This is a genomic window from Vibrio mediterranei (genome assembly GCF_900088415.1).
GTDB classification, from domain to species: Bacteria; Pseudomonadota; Gammaproteobacteria; order Enterobacterales; family Vibrionaceae; genus Vibrio; species Vibrio mediterranei.
In genome coordinates this window covers 362,230-376,976 of sequence record NZ_FLLQ01000005.1, presented here as the reverse complement: position 1 = coordinate 376,976, position 14,747 = coordinate 362,230, and the positions used below count along the sequence as shown (strand labels likewise).

Here is a 14,747-nt window from a genome sequence, read left to right as displayed (position 1 = left end):
TTCTACTTGATACCTCGACGGTGAATATCCGAGATGCTAATTACGCCAACACACTCATCGCGTTCATTGACAACAGGTAGTGCTGAAATGGCATTATCAAGCATTAAGTTCAACGCATCGTACGCTTTTACTCGCGCACTTGTTTGTTTGCCATTGGTGGTCATATGCTGTTCAATTTTGTCTTCTAGAACGGCGCCATTGGCGAGCGCTCGCCTTAAATCTCCGTCCGTGAAGACACCTACAAGCATCGTTTGACGACAAATGGCGATAAGCCCTTTACCACTCTCACATAGTACGCTGATCGCTTCTGCTAAGCTTTGTTCTGGTTGGCAAATGGCATTATGTTCAAACTCGGAGATTACGTTGCCGACTGTCGTAAGTAGTTTCGCTCCGAGAGCACCAGCAGGGTGAGACTGTGCAAAATCAATACTGTCGAATTTGCGAATTTTCATTGCAGTAATCGCTAAAGCATCACCCATGATTAATGTGTTGACTGCGCTGGATGTTGGAGCGAGTCCGAGTGGACATGCTTCGCTGTCTATGGCGATGTTGACCACACAATCACTGTTCTGCGCCAAATGAGATGACGTGTTGCCAGTCATACCGATGATAGAAATCCCGCGCTCTTTTAATATCGGTAGCATAGTCTTAAATTCGGCAGATTCGCCTGAGTTTGAAATCAAGATCACTAAGTCTCCTTTAGTGATCATCCCTAGGTCTCCGTGAAGTGCTTCCGCCGGATGAACGAAAAAGGCAGGTGAACCCGTTGAAGCCAGTGTTGCGGCCATCTTCTTGCCAATGTGCCCAGACTTGCCTATTCCAGACACAATTATCTTGCTTTGACAGTTAACGATGTGCGACACCGCTTGCGCAAAATTGTCCTCCAATCGTCCCAATAGCTTCTGAGCTTCTGCTATCTCGGCATTAATGACTTGTGTGGCGTATTCGATGACTTCTGTCTTGACGACTTGCATGGCGATGTGTCCTACGAGCTGAACGATATAGATATTGCTGCCTAGTGTTTCACACCTCTGGTAAAGAGCAAGTTGTAATTTTCATTATTTTCATTATTGGGATCTCTCTCAATTTTGGTGTCTAGTTGAAAGTTAAGATTTTCATTTCATGGAAAGGAATGCAGAACGATTGGCTGTTATTGAAATCTGATTCAATGGGGATGTTTGTATATATCTGATTTTTAAAGGTATATTCTCTCTCGCACTCAATTCCATCTCTTTTGTTTCTTTCATTGTTTTTATTTTTGCTTTCATTTATTTTGTGATTTGAATCAATAAATGAAAAATATTAACTTTCAAAATGAAAATAATAATGAAAAAGTAAAAAGGCAATCAGCACTTATCCTTGAAACAAAAGAGGTCAACATGGACTTTATAATTCACTCAGCGGAATGGTTTATCGGGCTATTCCAACAAGGCGGAGAGGTCTTTACCGGAATGGTAACAGGCATACTTCCTCTCTTAATTTCATTACTTGTCGCCATGAACGCATTGATACGTCTCGTTGGACAAGACAAAGTAGAAAAACTGGCACAGCGTAGTGCTGGCAACCCTGTATCGCGTTATCTGGTTCTGCCTGTTGTCGGTACCTTCATTTTCTGTAACCCAATGACGTTGAGCTTGGGTCGTTTTCTTCCTGAGAGATACAAACCTTCTTACTACGCGGCTTCTTCGTACAGTTGCCACTCCATGAATGGCCTGTTCCCTCACATTAACCCTGGTGAATTGTTTGTTTACCTTGGTATCGCTAACGGTATTACTCAGCTGGGTCTACCACTAGGTCCTCTAGCTGTGAGCTATCTACTAGTCGGCATGGTAACTAACTTCTTTAGAGGTTGGGTGACTGACTTTACTACTGCAATGGTAGAGCGTCAGCAAGGTGTTCAACTAGAACGTACTGTTCACTTCCAATCATAAGAGGCCTGTGTCATGTCAAACTCACTAATTATTAATAAAGGTAATGGCGGCTGGGGTGGTCCTCTATGTTTGCCAATCGAAGCAGGCAAGAAAATTGTCTACATCACTGGTGGTACTCGACCAGATATCGTTGACCGTATTGCCGAACTGACGGGTTATGAAGCAGTAGATGGTTTCAAAACTTCAGTACCAGATGAAGAGGTTGCTGTCGCGATTATTGACTGTGGTGGGACGTTACGTTGTGGTTTATATCCGAAGAAACGTATTCCAACAGTAAACATTCACTCGACAGGGCAAAGTGGTCCTCTAGCGCAATACATCAAAGAAGATATCTACGTCTCTGGTGTGAAACCGGAGAATATTCAGCTTTCTGATGCGCAGCCAACAGTGACCCTAACTCCGGAGCCAGCAGCAAACGAGTCAGCTCGTTTTTCGACGGACAAAAAACTGACTGAACAAAGCGATAGCCTGTTGGCACGTATCGGTATTGGTATGGGCTCGGTCATGTCGACGTTTTTCCAAGCTGGCCGTGACACGATTGATACTGTATTGAAAACCATTCTGCCATTCATGGCGTTTGTATCCATGCTTATCGGCGTAATCATGGCTTCAGGCTTCGGTGATTTGATCGCGTCAGCGCTGACACCATTAGCACAAAGTCCATTTGGTCTCGTTACTCTAGCTCTGATCTGTTCTTTCCCGCTGCTATCACCGTTCTTAGGCCCTGGTGCAGTAATCGCACAGGTTATCGGTGTGCTTGTCGGAGTACAAATCGGTGCAGGCAATATCCCTCCGCACTTAGCGTTACCAGCATTATTTGCGATTAACGCACAAGCGGCGTGTGACTTTATCCCTGTTGGTCTTGGCTTAGCAGAAGCAAAACCGCGAACTGTCGAAATTGGCGTTCCATCAGTACTTTACTCGCGATTCTTAACTGGTGCTCCAACCGTATTAGTCGCTTGGTTTGTATCAATGTTCATCTATCAATAAGTAAAACAGTAACTCCCAAAGGAATCTAAAAATGACCAAATTATACCAATCAACCATCAAGCATGTCGGTGAACTCGCAGAAGAAGCGTTGGCAGACAACATGATGATTCTATTCGGTGAAATGGCACCGGCAGATGCCGCTGAGTACTGCTTTATTCACTCTCACGATAGCTTGAAAGGCAATATTAATGTGGGCGGAACGTTACGGCTAGGTTTGAATGAATACCCTATCACTGCGGTTGGTGAGGTGGTGAATAAGAACCTTTCAGAACTCGGTCACATCACGATTCGGTTCGATAGCTTGAACGAAGCGGAATATCCAGGGTGTTTGCATGTGAGCGGATCTGTTCCTCACTGCAACATCGGAGAAACCATCTCTTTCTCATAAGGTTTAACTAGATTCCAATCGGTATTTTGGCCTCTGCAGATGCTTTGAAACACTCTCCCAAAGTGGAATGTAGAGGCCCTTTTTAAAGAATTAAATTTGTAAGAATGTCGGAGTATTTATGTGTAAAACAGCGTTAGTAGTCGGTGGCGGACAAACATTGGGTGCCTTTTTATGTGAAGGCTTGGCAGCAGATGGCTACCGCGTAGCCGTAGCAGACTTAAACGGTGATAATGCTCAGCAGATTGCTGACAAGATTAATCAAACTTATGGCGAAGGCATGGCGTTTGGTATTGCCGCTGATGCGACCGATGAGATGTCGGTTATCAATATGACCAAAAGTGTGGACGAGGTGTTTGGTAGAATCGATTTGATGGTTTACAGTGCAGGCACTGCTACCGCCGCCAAAATTGACACCTTTCCTATGGATGCATGGCAACGCTCATTAAGCGTTAACCTAACAGGTTACTTCCTGTGTGCACGTGAAGCGTCAAAAATAATGATTCGTGAAAATCGTGGTGGACGCATTATTCAAATTAACTCTAAATCAGGCAAAGTTGGGTCGAAACACAACAGTGGTTATTCGGCGGCTAAATTTGGTGGCGTTGGCTTGACGCAATCTTTAGCTCTTGATTTGGCTGAGCACAAAATTACCGTGCATTCATTAATGCTAGGTAACTTGCTACAGAGCCCTATGTTCCAATCACTGAAGCCTCAATATGCGAAAAAACTGGGTGTCAGTGAAGAGGAAGTTGAGCAAATTTATATTGATAAAGTGCCGCTAAAAGCAGGCTGCGACTATCAAGATGTATTGAACGTACTGAAGTTTTACGCGAGTGAACAAGCCGCGTACTGTACAGGACAATCGATTAATATCACTGGCGGACAGGTGATGTTCTAGTTCCCCTACTAGGTGATGTCTTGTGCTCCTGATGCTACGTTAGGTAGCGATTTCAAGGGCAGAATATCTGCCCTTATTTAAACAGTTAGAGAGGTGTTTTGTGGACTCAACAACTACATTAATTCTAGTGGCCATTGTGGCTTGGATTGGTCAAATTGCTTTGGGATTTTTTCAAATCCGCTCTTTCAATCGAATGGTTCAATCTATGTCACAGAAAGGGCATGTAAAGATCGGCAGAACTAAAAGTCGTTGGAAGGCGAGAACGCTCATTGTGGTTGCTGAGAATGACCAACAAACCATAGTGGATGCCAAAGTCCTAAATGGAATCTCTGTTTTTGCTAGACCTAAGACTTTGGACAAAATTGTTGGGCTAAGTTACCCATTATCCGCTGCGGTAATGAATGAACTAGCGAAAGGGACGCAAGAAGCCATCTCTGTTGCCTACGAAGGTTAACTAGGTCGCAGAATGTACCAAGAAATATAAACTTAGGTTTCTTCCTTTCACAGTGAAAGGGAAATTGTGTATAGTTTAAAAAAAATTAGTGATGGTGCATATGAACATTGAAAATAGACGTCAGAAGTTGGTGAACTATCTGAAACACGAGGGTAAGACCTCGGTAAATGATTTGGCAAACATTTTTGAAACATCAGGAGCGACCATTCGTACGGATTTGCGGACATTGGAAGAGGAAGGGTTGGTTGTAAGACGCTATGGGAGCGCAGAAGCTTGTGGTGCAAGTAAGATTGGTCAAGCCTCAATCGAGGATCGGTCAATGGATGAGAAGCAAACCTTGAATCTCGACCTCAAATCCGCCATTGCAAAGAAAGCGTGTGAGCTTATACGTGATGGTGATTCTATAATACTCGACTGCGGTAGTACTACATTACAAATGGTTCCTCATTTGGAAGATAAACTAGCGCTCACTCTAATGACCAATAGCATGCACATTGTAAACGCGATGGCACAATTAGAGCGCGAGCATACCGTGATTATTCCAGGCGGTACCTATCGTCGTATCTCTGCTTCATTTCATGGCAAATTGGCTGAACAAGCTTTTAGTCAGTTCACTTTTGACAAGCTATTTATCGGTGCTGATGGTTTTGATCTTAACAGTGGAACGACCACATACAATGAAGCTTATCAAGTGAGCCAAGCAATGTACGAGGCGGCCAACGAAGTGATTGTCGTTTTAGATAGCAACAAATTTGGTCGTCGTAGCCCTAATGTTGTTGTGCCTTTGAAAGACATCGATGCCGTTATTACCGATAGTAATATTTCTCCAGAACATCTAGCAGAGCTAGAATCAAACAATATCAAAGTTTATCTCGTCTAATGTACTTCCCCCAGTGATACTGTAGGAATCTTGCCTACAGTATCTCCGTCGCAAAACTCTTCCTTGTTTACGCATTTACTTTTACATTAAGTGATATATTTTTTCACATAAAAAGTTAATTGGTGACTCCCTTCACGTTGCGAAAGTATATCTCTTTCATTTTGATAATGATAAGAGGAACAATATGGTTCAAAGTGTAAGGAGGATAACTTTGGACTACATGATTCTAGGCGCAGAATGGTTTATTGGACTATTCGAAAAAGGGGGCGAGGTTCTTTCTGATATGGTTACTGGCATCTTGCCGTTATTGGTCTGTCTGCTTGTCGCCATGAATGCACTTATTCGTTTTATTGGTCAACATCGAATTGAAAGGTTAGCGACAAAGTGTGCAGGCAATCCAGTATCTCGTTATTTGGTTTTACCTTTTATTGGGACTTTCATTTTTTGTAATCCAATGACACTAAGTCTTGGACGTTTTCTTCCTGAAAAGTACAAACCCTCTTATTACGCGGCTGCATCTTACAGTTGTCACTCCATGAACGGCATGTTCCCTCACGTCAATCCGGGGGAGTTGTTTATCTATCTAGGTATTGCTGCCGGAATCACTCAGCTTAATCTGCCGTTGGCCCCGCTTGCTGTCAGCTATTTGTTTGTTGGTTTAGTGACTAACTTTTTTCGAGGTTGGATCACTGATTTGACGACAAGCATCATCTGCAAACAACAAGGCAGGGCGCTATCTGACAAGGTCGAAATTTCTAAGGAGGGCTCATGAGCATGATGTTAAAAGTCTCTGCGGGAAATGGAGGCTGGGGTGGTCCACTGTTTGTGCCTATTATTGCCGGAAAGAAAATTCTCTACGTGACCGGAGGAACCAAACCTGATTTGGTTACTGCCTTAGAAAATCTAACGGGATTGGAGAGTGTCGACGGTTTTAGACAGGTGCTTGAAGATGAGGATGTTGCATTAGCGGTTGTCGACTGCGGAGGAACGTTGCGATGTGGGCTGTATCCTAAAAAAGGCATCCCGACATTAAACATCCACGCGACAGGGCAAAGTGGTCCTCTTGCTCAATTCATCAAAGCAGATATCTATGCCTCTTCGGTAACTCCTCAGTGTATCGAATTGGTTGAAGGTGAATCCAATAGCCACGCTGAGCCGGTTAGCCAATCTGAGACGCCTCCTCAATACGATACGTCTCAGAAGTTAAGCGCCCAGTCGGATGGGCTGATCGCTAAGGTCGGGGTTGGCATGGGCTCGGTCATGTCGGTTTTTTATCAAGCTGGCCGCGACACTATCGACACGGTGCTTAAAACTATTCTGCCCTTTATGGCATTTGTTTCAATGCTGATTGGCGTCATCATGGCATCGGGGATTGGTGATGTGATTGCCAACCTGCTGTCGCCGTTGGCACAGAATCCTTTAGGACTGGTGACGTTGGCATTGATCTGCTCTTTTCCGTTACTTTCACCATTTTTAGGCCCTGGCGCAGTGATCGCTCAAGTCATTGGTGTGTTAGTTGGGGTACAAATTGGTGCGGGACATATTCCGCCTCATTTGGCGCTTCCAGCTCTGTTTGCAATTAACGCTCAAGCTGCGTGTGATTTTATACCTGTAGGACTTGGACTGGCAGAAGCTAAGCAAGAAACGGTAGAAATTGGCGTGCCTTCGGTGCTTTATTCTCGCTTCCTGACGGGGGCTCCAACAGTCCTGTTTGCTTGGTTCGTCTCAATGTTTATTTATCAATAAGGGATGATGATGGGTTATCAATTTCGAGCCAATATTGTGAGCGTCGGAGAGTTTGCACAAGAGGCGCTTCAAGATGATATGTTGATACTGTTTAATGATTCTGCGCCAGAAGATGTGGCTGACTACTGCTTTATTCATGATCAAGCGGAGTACTCTGGCGAACTGTCTACTGAAAGCACCTTATTGATTGATGATGAACCCTATGTGGTGACCTCTGTAGGTAGTGCGGCAAATATCAACCTGAAAAACCTAGGTCATATCACTATTAAGTTTGACGGAAACCTCACTCCAGACCTCGCAGGTACGGTCCATGTACTTGGAAGGAAAAAACCGCAGCTGGAATCGGGTGTGTCGTTGATTTTTGGTTAGTGTGTTAATTGGAACGACGCGTTACTTCTCTGGCGTAATTGCATAGTACCTAAGAAACATCAAATCGGCGGGAGTGGTGTCAGCGAGGTGATGAATAGTTGCTGGTGTAAGGCCATGATCGAGTAGGGCTTCCCAGCTTTGGCACGCTTTGTTTATCTTTTCTTTGTTTTGTCCTTGCTTCTGTTCGACTCCCTGTCTAATGAGGCGTATCTGTTCTCCAATCCAGTCCTCGGATAGGCTGGTGATTCCCATAGTCCTTGATGGCAAACCGCTAGAGTTGTGGTTGGTCGTTATCATTGGCTATCTCTCGTTGCTTCATTAGATGGGCAGTGTAATGAAAGTGGTTTGGCAAATGTATGAGCCGAGCTAGGGTTGAGATATTAATGAGTTTTATAGATCTAGGAATAGATAGCGCGCACTTTCTGAACCGCGTGGCACAAAATGGTAAGTCGCTATGAGTCGTTTGAATAGAATACCTGCATCAAACGACATTACTCGATTTTGAGTAGATTCATAAACTCAAGGAATACATTGCTCAGGATGGCCTTACTGAGGTTACAACATTGAAAAACACACTTATCAAACACGCTCTAGTTGCAATAACCGGTATTTTGGCGCTAACGGCGACCACTGCACAGGCTTTCGAGCTAGGCGCTGATACCAAACGTGGTATTACGTTCCAGTTTGATAACATTATCATTGGTGTTAACGATAACTACGTAAACGGTGGTATGGCGTTTTTGCAGAAGCCACTGTCGCAAGAGCACAATATCAGCTGGTTCGTGGAGGGGGGTGTGGGTTATAACTGGAATAGTGAGCGTGTCGACGTGCATGCGCCTGTGGGACTCCGTTGGGAGCCAGTTAAAAACCTTGACGTTGACTTATTTGCTACGCCAGAAGTCAAATTTAAAGATGGCGTTGATGTTGGTGTGGGTGTTGACTTGGGTGTGTCCTGGAAATTCTAGGTCCCAACGAGAATACTAAACGGTGACCGTATCAAGGTCACCGTTTTTGCTTTTTAGTGAGATGAGTTAGGTAGCAAGATTAGTATCCAATAACCATTTGACCGAGAATGTAACCCGCGCAACAGGCGGCGACGACGCCTATCAAACCGACACTCATAAAGGAATGGTTGAAGTACCATTTACCGATCTTAGTGGTACCGGAAGAATCGAAATTCACGGTTGCGATATCTGATGGATAGTTTGGAATGAAGAAATACCCATAGACCGCTGGCATTAAACCAATGAGCAGTGCTGGATCCAACCCCAGTCCTAAACCCACAGGAAGCATCATTCGAGCAGTGGCTGCTTGCGAATTAACAACAACCGATACAATGAATAGTGCCAATGCAAACGTCCAAGGGTAATCCGTTACCATTTCGACGATTCCTGATTTAAATTGTGGCATTGCATATTGGAAATAAGTGTCTGACATCCAAGCGATACCAAAGATCGCAATGGCAGCGACCATTCCTGATTTGAAGACCACACCATTCGGCACATGGCGTGGATCTGTTTTGGTTGCGAGCAAAATGATACCGCCGAAGCAGAGCATCATCATTTGAATAATAACGGCCATACTGATCGGTTTTGCTGCGTCACCAATGGTTCTCACTTCAGGAACCATTGCAATAATAACGATGACGACGATAGACAGTAAAAACAGTAAGACTGAGTTACGTGCTGATGCAGGTAGAACTTCGTCTAACGACGTCGCCGTTGTGTTCAAAATGCGCTCGCGCCATTCAGGGTCTTTTAAGCGAGCTTGATATTCAGGATCGTCCTCTAATTCCTTACCTCGTTTCATACTATAAAGTGACATCAAAAGTGTGCCGAATAAAGTAGCGGGAACGGTGACCATGAGTATGGACAGCAAGGTAATATCTGGTCGTAGATCCGATAATTGTGCGAGGTAATACACGACAGCGGCAGAAATAGGTGAAGCGGTAATGGCAATTTGCGAAGCTACCGACGCTGCAGCCATCGGGCGTTCTGGACGAATACCGTTCTTTAACGCAACATCACCGATAATCGGCATGATGGAGTAGACTGCGTGACCAGTTCCTAGCAAGAAGGTCATACTGTAAGTCACAAAAGGTGCTATGAGCGTCACGCGTTTCGGATTCTTACGCAGCAAGCGTTCTGCTACTTGCAGCATAAACTTGAGTCCGCCAGCAGCTTCTAAGATAGATGCGCACGTGACAACCGCCAGAATGATCAACATGACCGTGACCGGAGGAGAGGTTGGCGGCATCTTAAAGATAAAGACTTCAATGGTGAGACCGATGCCGGAGACTACACCTAATCCGATTCCCCCTTTTCTTGACCCGATATAGAGCATCAAGAGCAGGAACATAAATTCAAAATAGAGCATTAATATTTCCCATTTACAATTTGTAACACTCTCAATATTATCCATGTAAAAGTTGTAGCTATTTGACATAAAGATCACACAACGTATTGAATAAAAAATGGAAAGCTGATTTTATAAGTTCGGTCACGTTATAGAGAGAGGAAGTAAATAGGGTGTAATCTAGGTGTATTTACTGGGTATTTGATTGGTTGCACAACTGAAAAATAAGAGGCAGTACAAGGGGGAGCGTACTGCCTCTGTGTCTATGCGCAAATGCGCCAACTAGGTGTTTAAGGCTCAAACACTATGCGAATAGAAACGGTTTTCTCTGTCAATTTATTGTTAGTGTGCATCGGACATTTGGTTATTAATTTCCTAATTGGAATTAGCATCACAGCTTTCTAATTACTCATGATAAAACAGTCAGTTATGGATTCTCCCTGTTGGTTTTCTCCTCCTAGTATGGCGATACCATTATCAATGGGTACACTCACTCCGTACGCCTGTCCGTCACTAAGGTTTCCAACTTTATTCCATTGAGGGCCATTGAGTTGCCAAATGGCATTGCCATAGTGTTTTACCAGCCCTTGATGGCTGAATAAGTGCCCTTGTTGAAAGCGTTGTTGGCTACCAACAAAAAAAGCGCCTCCTGCGATAGTGGGTATGTTGTCGATGAGTCCTACAAAACCCCCTGCTATCCCCTCATGTTTTGGTTCATTTTGGACAATGGTGGGCAGTAAATCACATTCAACGGATCCGTTAGTCTTAATTTGGAATCGTTTGGTTTCCAAACTTCTTAGACCCGGTTTAACCTCACCTTCAATGAGCAGAATTTGTTGATCTTTCACTATCAGTCCTGCGCCACAATTAGGCAAATAGGGGTTATCTGCTAGCTTTGACCAACGGAGTGTCCGAGTATCGAACATCCATATATGCGGATTCCAACCGTAGGCCTCGATGGGTTGAGACATAAATGAGTCTAATATTGAGCGCTCATCAGTGGCAGAGCTGACCTTAGAGAGTCTAGCGAACAACGAATCGAACGTTTCTTTGCAATATCCTCCAATGAAAATGAGCTGGTGGTCTGAAATCGAAGTGGCACTGGCACCGAGTAATCCTACCGGTATGGTAGTATCGAGCTTTGACCACGTTTGCGTCTCTCTAGAGAAAAAATAACTATCTGTCAGCACGCGGACGTGAGGGTCTGTGTCCATTTTACCTGCGCCTGAGAACACATAGATCCCTGTGTCTGTTGTTACGCTAGCGGCATCGTTGCGATCGCATCCTGGAAAGGGCTGAGCGAGTTGCCAACCAAGCTCAACGTCATCCATATCCAAATAATAAAAACGCTTCCCTGCGCTGCCTAGGCCAGTAAAGAGGCGGCGGCCAAGCAGTCCTCCAATACCGTTTTTCATTGAGATAGGTAGGGGTGGTAATGCGGTCAAACAGATAGTCATTTTGGGTTATTTCCTAATCTTGAATATCAACAGATTTGCCATTCCAGCTCAGCAGATACACTTTTTTGCTTGCTGAGCGGTCAGCCATTTCACCGCCTGCGATCAGTACACCCTTTGGTGTGGTAAATGATGCGCCGTAGGCGGAGCCTCCAGGGAGGTTGTTTGCTTGCTGCCATAAATTGTCTTTCAGGACATAAATCTCAGGATTGAATGCTTTACTAAAACCGTTATGAGCAAACAGTTTGCCTTGTTCAAAGGCGTGTTTAGCGCCGTGGAAGTTGGCACCACCTGCGACCAAAACCACGCCGTTTGATTCGCCACTAAAAGCACCCGCTACACCTTCTTGTACATTTGAAGATTGAGGTGCAGGAAGAGAGTGAAGACTTTTCCACGGTTGCGCTGCGCCAAAGTTAAACTGTTTTACTTCTGCGGTTCTAAGTCCTGGCTTGATTTCACCGCTGACCAGCGTGGCAGTATTGCCATTGGATACTAACGCGCTGCCACAGTTCGGCAGATAAGGCGAAACAATTAGGGTATTCCATTGATTCGTTTTCGGGTCGTAGCTAACGACTTTATCGTTCCATTTGTAATCTCGAGGTGCCATGCCCATGTAGTTGTCGACAATGGATTGCCATTTGTCTGGCTGCGCTTTCTTATCGGTGGTGTTGATGTCGTAAAGATACTGATCGAAATAGGCTTTGTTATAGCCGCCGAAGAAAACAATCTGACTACCGTTAGGAGAATACGAAGCGGCGCCAAGTAAACCAACTGGGCTGGTACTTTTTACTTGAGACCAGGTGTCGTTCGTGGTGTCGAATTGATAAACCGTGTCGAACAAAATAGGAGAGGTGGCATCAGCCTGCTCTTTTCCTGCGCCTCCAAAAATATAGATCTTGTCGTTAACCGCGGTTGCCGTCGCGCCATTTCTTGCCGGACCGATAAAGTCAGCTTGCTTTTGCCATCCTTTGTCGATATTAGCGAGGTCGAGTAAATAGAATGCGCTGCCAGAGGAACCAAGACCGGCATACACTTTGTCGCCTATCTGTGCACTGACGCCACTTTTGATGCCTTCGGGTAAATCTGGCCATGACTCAGATGCGAGAGTGTTGCCAGTGACAATCAATGATGAAAGAGCGAGTGCAAAAAGCGAGTTCCTTGTCTTCATGATATTTCCTTATCGATAGGTGATGACCTGTTTGGCCAAAATGTATACACATTATCGATCTTTGAAGAAAATATTCTTTGATCAAGTTAACAATAAAAATAATTTTTATCTAATTATGGTTGGGAAGATTTTTTATGCAACAAAAAGCCCATCAAAAGATGGGCTTAAAAGTGGAGATTTGCTAGCGTTTATGACATGAGTGGTACCACAACTTCGGCGGTTTCCATAACAGAGTCACTGTATTCGGGGTACTTGTCCAAAAGTGAATTGACGAGGACATCCACCAATAATAACGCGCCTACTTTGGAAGCAAATGCCCCACCGGTTAAGGGGCCTTCGGGTCTAGCGGCTACTAACATTTCAGTTGAAATTGCCGAGAGCGGACTGTGATTAATGTTAGTTAGTGCAACCACAGGGACATTTTTACTGAACGCCTGCTTTGCTGCATGAACGACTTCTTTGGTGGAGCCTGAACTTGATACAGAAAACCACAAGTCGCCTTGTGTAGAGCGGCTAGCATTCATGGCTGCCAAGTGAGTGTCTTCGTACATAATCGCTTTCTTACCGATTCGGATAAGTCGGTAAGCTAGGTATCGACCCACGATGCTTGATGCGCCTACACCGACACAACCAATAAAGTCGGCGGAATGTACCAAAGTACAAATCCTATCCAGGGCCTTTCTGTCAATCAGCTTTGCGGTATCTTGGAGACTATCAACCGCACTGCTTGCCGAAATATCGCAGATGTCACCATCTTTAACAGGAGCAGACTTACTGGCGTTTTGGCTTAGGTCGACTGCTAAGGCCATACGGAAGTCGGAATAACCTTTGTAACCCATATCGCGGCAAAGACGTACTACAGTCGCTTCACTGGTTTGGGTATTTCGAGCAAGATCTGTGATGGTCTGGAACTGCACTTCATGAGCATTCTCAAGAATGTAGTCCGCGACTTGTCTTAATTTCTTACTGAGTGGTTCCATGTTGGAGCGCAAACGAACCAGCAGATTGTTCGGTGATCCCACGGTATCCCCTTAATTCTTGTACCTAGATTAAAAATATCAGACTCCCTAACGGTTTAACACCAACAATTAATATAATTCGCGGCATTTCATAGAGAAATGATATACGGTTTGCCTGAAAGCCTAAAAAGGAGGCAACTGCCTCCTTTTGTGCGCGTAGGCTTTAAAAGCCGATGTCTCGCATTTTCGCTACCACATCCGCTTTTTGAGCCGCGGTCAATGCTCGAATTGGTGAGCGCGGGTCACCAGCATCGATACCATGAATTTCCATTGCTGCCTTACCAGCGGCAACGCCGCCATACTCTACAAGAATACGAATAATAGCAATGACTTTATCCATGAGTGCCGTTACACGTGGCTGATCGCCTTGATTGAAAGCTTCAATAATCTCCAAATAAAGTGGAGCAGCGTAGTTGTAGGTACTGCCCACTGCACCAACGGCGCCCACGGCAAGACCTGCTGGTAAGAACTCATCTACGCCAAACGGGATATCAAATTTTCCATCAGCAACTCGCATGCAGCGTTGATATTCGTAAAGATCCATGTGATTAAATTTTGCACCTAGAAGGTTTGGAATTTTCTTATCACCTTGGATTAGGAACTGCTCAAGATCTAAATTGACCCCTGACATTCCTGAATGATAGTAGTAGAAGCCTTTTGAAGGTGCAGCGGCCGCTATTTGGGCGCAGTAGTCCACTAAGTCTTCAACTGAACCAGGTTTAAAGAAGCATGGACCAATGGCAGATGTTGCCATAATGTCGAGGGTCTCTGCGTGCTTGGTTAGCTCCAAGGAATCTACAATACTCAATGCGCCAGTATGAACAATCAGGTCTAACTGACCTTTTGATGCTGTTACCCAGCGCTCAGCAATGGCTTTACGTTCTTCAACGGAGCAGTGAATACCTTCACCAGTTGTGCCACAAACGTATGCGCCTGTTACACCTTGCTCTATAAGCAGTTCTGCGATTTGGTCAATCGCAGCAAAGTTCACTCGATTACTTGCATCAAAAGGAGTGTGTGGTGCTGCGATAAGTCCTTGTAGTTTTCTCATTTTATTGGCCTTCAAATTGCTATTAATGGCAGGCCAATGCTGGC

Annotated in this window: 17 protein-coding genes; 10 read left to right on the top strand and 7 right to left on the bottom strand. The window is 44.7% G+C overall.

Annotation, left to right across the window (positions count from 1 at the left end; genetic code table 11):
- Positions 1-2 precede the first annotated feature (2 nt).
- Positions 3-974, bottom strand: coding sequence for a KpsF/GutQ family sugar-phosphate isomerase (locus VME0621_RS16650; RefSeq protein WP_062458731.1), 972 nt, complete (start codon positions 972-974; stop codon positions 3-5).
- A 405-nt stretch (positions 975-1,379) separates the two neighbouring features.
- Here VME0621_RS16650 and srlA (VME0621_RS16645) point away from each other — a divergent pair, with 405 nt between their 5' ends.
- The 9 genes from srlA (VME0621_RS16645) (at position 1,380) to VME0621_RS16605 (ending at position 7,656) form a co-directional block, all read left to right on the top strand.
- On the top strand, positions 1,380-1,931 hold the full coding sequence (gene srlA / locus VME0621_RS16645; protein WP_038230885.1) for a PTS glucitol/sorbitol transporter subunit IIC: 552 nt from the start codon (positions 1,380-1,382) through the stop codon (positions 1,929-1,931).
- Positions 1,932-1,943: 12 nt separating this feature from the next.
- Entirely contained in the window at positions 1,944-2,921 is a 978-nt protein-coding gene (gene srlE, locus VME0621_RS16640) for a PTS glucitol/sorbitol transporter subunit IIB (protein ID WP_062458728.1), read from the top strand.
- Positions 2,922-2,952: 31 nt separating this feature from the next.
- The gene (locus tag VME0621_RS16635) at positions 2,953-3,309 is read left to right on the top strand and encodes a PTS glucitol/sorbitol transporter subunit IIA (protein ID WP_062458726.1); all 357 of its coding nucleotides are present in this window, start codon (positions 2,953-2,955) and stop codon (positions 3,307-3,309) included.
- 118 nt (positions 3,310-3,427) lie between these two features.
- The gene (srlD, locus tag VME0621_RS16630) at positions 3,428-4,207 is read left to right on the top strand and encodes a sorbitol-6-phosphate dehydrogenase (protein WP_062458724.1); all 780 of its coding nucleotides are present in this window, start codon (positions 3,428-3,430) and stop codon (positions 4,205-4,207) included.
- A gap of 100 nt (positions 4,208-4,307) precedes the next feature.
- Entirely contained in the window at positions 4,308-4,661 is a 354-nt protein-coding gene (locus VME0621_RS16625; RefSeq protein WP_006075326.1) for a transcriptional regulator GutM, read from the top strand.
- Between the two features lie 100 nt (positions 4,662-4,761).
- Positions 4,762-5,541, top strand: a complete 780-nt coding sequence (gene srlR / locus VME0621_RS16620) for a glucitol operon DNA-binding transcriptional repressor SrlR (protein ID WP_038230883.1) — start codon at positions 4,762-4,764, stop codon at positions 5,539-5,541.
- Between the two features lie 211 nt (positions 5,542-5,752).
- Positions 5,753-6,313, top strand: coding sequence for a PTS glucitol/sorbitol transporter subunit IIC (srlA, locus tag VME0621_RS16615; protein WP_306305461.1), 561 nt, complete (start codon positions 5,753-5,755; stop codon positions 6,311-6,313).
- Positions 6,310-7,287: a PTS glucitol/sorbitol transporter subunit IIB gene (gene srlE, locus VME0621_RS16610; RefSeq protein ID WP_038230741.1), complete on the top strand. Its 978-nt coding sequence runs from the start codon at positions 6,310-6,312 to the stop codon at positions 7,285-7,287. Before srlA (VME0621_RS16615) ends, srlE (VME0621_RS16610) begins: the two co-directional genes overlap by 4 nt.
- A gap of 9 nt (positions 7,288-7,296) precedes the next feature.
- On the top strand, positions 7,297-7,656 hold the full coding sequence (locus tag VME0621_RS16605) for a PTS glucitol/sorbitol transporter subunit IIA (RefSeq protein ID WP_062458721.1): 360 nt from the start codon (positions 7,297-7,299) through the stop codon (positions 7,654-7,656).
- A 21-nt stretch (positions 7,657-7,677) separates the two neighbouring features.
- Here the strand turns inward: VME0621_RS16605 and VME0621_RS16600 are convergent, their stop codons facing one another.
- Positions 7,678-7,953, bottom strand: a complete 276-nt coding sequence (locus VME0621_RS16600) for a hypothetical protein (protein ID WP_143696308.1) — start codon at positions 7,951-7,953, stop codon at positions 7,678-7,680.
- Between the two features lie 266 nt (positions 7,954-8,219).
- On the opposite strand from VME0621_RS16600, the gene VME0621_RS16595 reads away from it, so the two are divergent.
- Positions 8,220-8,621 (top strand): hypothetical protein, encoded by a 402-nt coding sequence (locus VME0621_RS16595; RefSeq protein ID WP_062458715.1) that lies wholly within the window; start codon positions 8,220-8,222, stop codon positions 8,619-8,621.
- 79 nt (positions 8,622-8,700) lie between these two features.
- On the opposite strand, the gene VME0621_RS16590 is transcribed toward VME0621_RS16595, so the two are convergent.
- From VME0621_RS16590 to VME0621_RS16570, 5 genes are all read right to left on the bottom strand, one after another.
- A complete protein-coding gene (locus tag VME0621_RS16590; protein ID WP_062458712.1) occupies positions 8,701-10,032 on the bottom strand; it encodes an anaerobic C4-dicarboxylate transporter in 1,332 nt (443 codons plus the stop codon).
- Between the two features lie 380 nt (positions 10,033-10,412).
- The gene (locus VME0621_RS16585; protein ID WP_062458709.1) at positions 10,413-11,468 is read right to left on the bottom strand and encodes a YjhT family mutarotase; all 1,056 of its coding nucleotides are present in this window, start codon (positions 11,466-11,468) and stop codon (positions 10,413-10,415) included.
- Positions 11,469-11,481: 13 nt separating this feature from the next.
- On the bottom strand, positions 11,482-12,633 hold the full coding sequence (locus tag VME0621_RS16580) for an N-acetylneuraminate epimerase (protein WP_062458706.1): 1,152 nt from the start codon (positions 12,631-12,633) through the stop codon (positions 11,482-11,484).
- A gap of 188 nt (positions 12,634-12,821) precedes the next feature.
- Entirely contained in the window at positions 12,822-13,655 is an 834-nt protein-coding gene (locus VME0621_RS16575) for a MurR/RpiR family transcriptional regulator (RefSeq protein WP_031493297.1), read from the bottom strand.
- A gap of 160 nt (positions 13,656-13,815) precedes the next feature.
- A complete protein-coding gene (locus VME0621_RS16570; RefSeq protein ID WP_062458701.1) occupies positions 13,816-14,703 on the bottom strand; it encodes a dihydrodipicolinate synthase family protein in 888 nt (295 codons plus the stop codon).
- Positions 14,704-14,747: the final 44 nt, after the last annotated feature.

What these genes read in the sequence shown, in the direction of transcription:
- VME0621_RS16585 (WP_062458709.1), bottom strand. Translation starts at nt 11,468, where the DNA reads ATGACTATCTGTTTGACCGCATTACCACCCCTACCTATCTCAATGAAA.
- VME0621_RS16600 (WP_143696308.1), bottom strand. Translation starts at nt 7,953, where the DNA reads ATGATAACGACCAACCACAACTCTAGCGGTTTGCCATCAAGGACTATG.
- srlD (WP_062458724.1), top strand. Translation starts at nt 3,428, where the DNA reads ATGTGTAAAACAGCGTTAGTAGTCGGTGGCGGACAAACATTGGGTGCC.
- VME0621_RS16580 (WP_062458706.1), bottom strand. Translation starts at nt 12,633, where the DNA reads ATGAAGACAAGGAACTCGCTTTTTGCACTCGCTCTTTCATCATTGATT.
- srlE (WP_038230741.1), top strand. Translation starts at nt 6,310, where the DNA reads ATGAGCATGATGTTAAAAGTCTCTGCGGGAAATGGAGGCTGGGGTGGT.
- srlR (WP_038230883.1), top strand. Translation starts at nt 4,762, where the DNA reads ATGAACATTGAAAATAGACGTCAGAAGTTGGTGAACTATCTGAAACAC.
- VME0621_RS16650 (WP_062458731.1), bottom strand. Translation starts at nt 974, where the DNA reads ATGCAAGTCGTCAAGACAGAAGTCATCGAATACGCCACACAAGTCATT.
- VME0621_RS16570 (WP_062458701.1), bottom strand. Translation starts at nt 14,703, where the DNA reads ATGAGAAAACTACAAGGACTTATCGCAGCACCACACACTCCTTTTGAT.
- VME0621_RS16635 (WP_062458726.1), top strand. Translation starts at nt 2,953, where the DNA reads ATGACCAAATTATACCAATCAACCATCAAGCATGTCGGTGAACTCGCA.
- srlE (WP_062458728.1), top strand. Translation starts at nt 1,944, where the DNA reads ATGTCAAACTCACTAATTATTAATAAAGGTAATGGCGGCTGGGGTGGT.
- VME0621_RS16605 (WP_062458721.1), top strand. Translation starts at nt 7,297, where the DNA reads ATGGGTTATCAATTTCGAGCCAATATTGTGAGCGTCGGAGAGTTTGCA.
- srlA (WP_038230885.1), top strand. Translation starts at nt 1,380, where the DNA reads ATGGACTTTATAATTCACTCAGCGGAATGGTTTATCGGGCTATTCCAA.
- VME0621_RS16590 (WP_062458712.1), bottom strand. Translation starts at nt 10,032, where the DNA reads ATGCTCTATTTTGAATTTATGTTCCTGCTCTTGATGCTCTATATCGGG.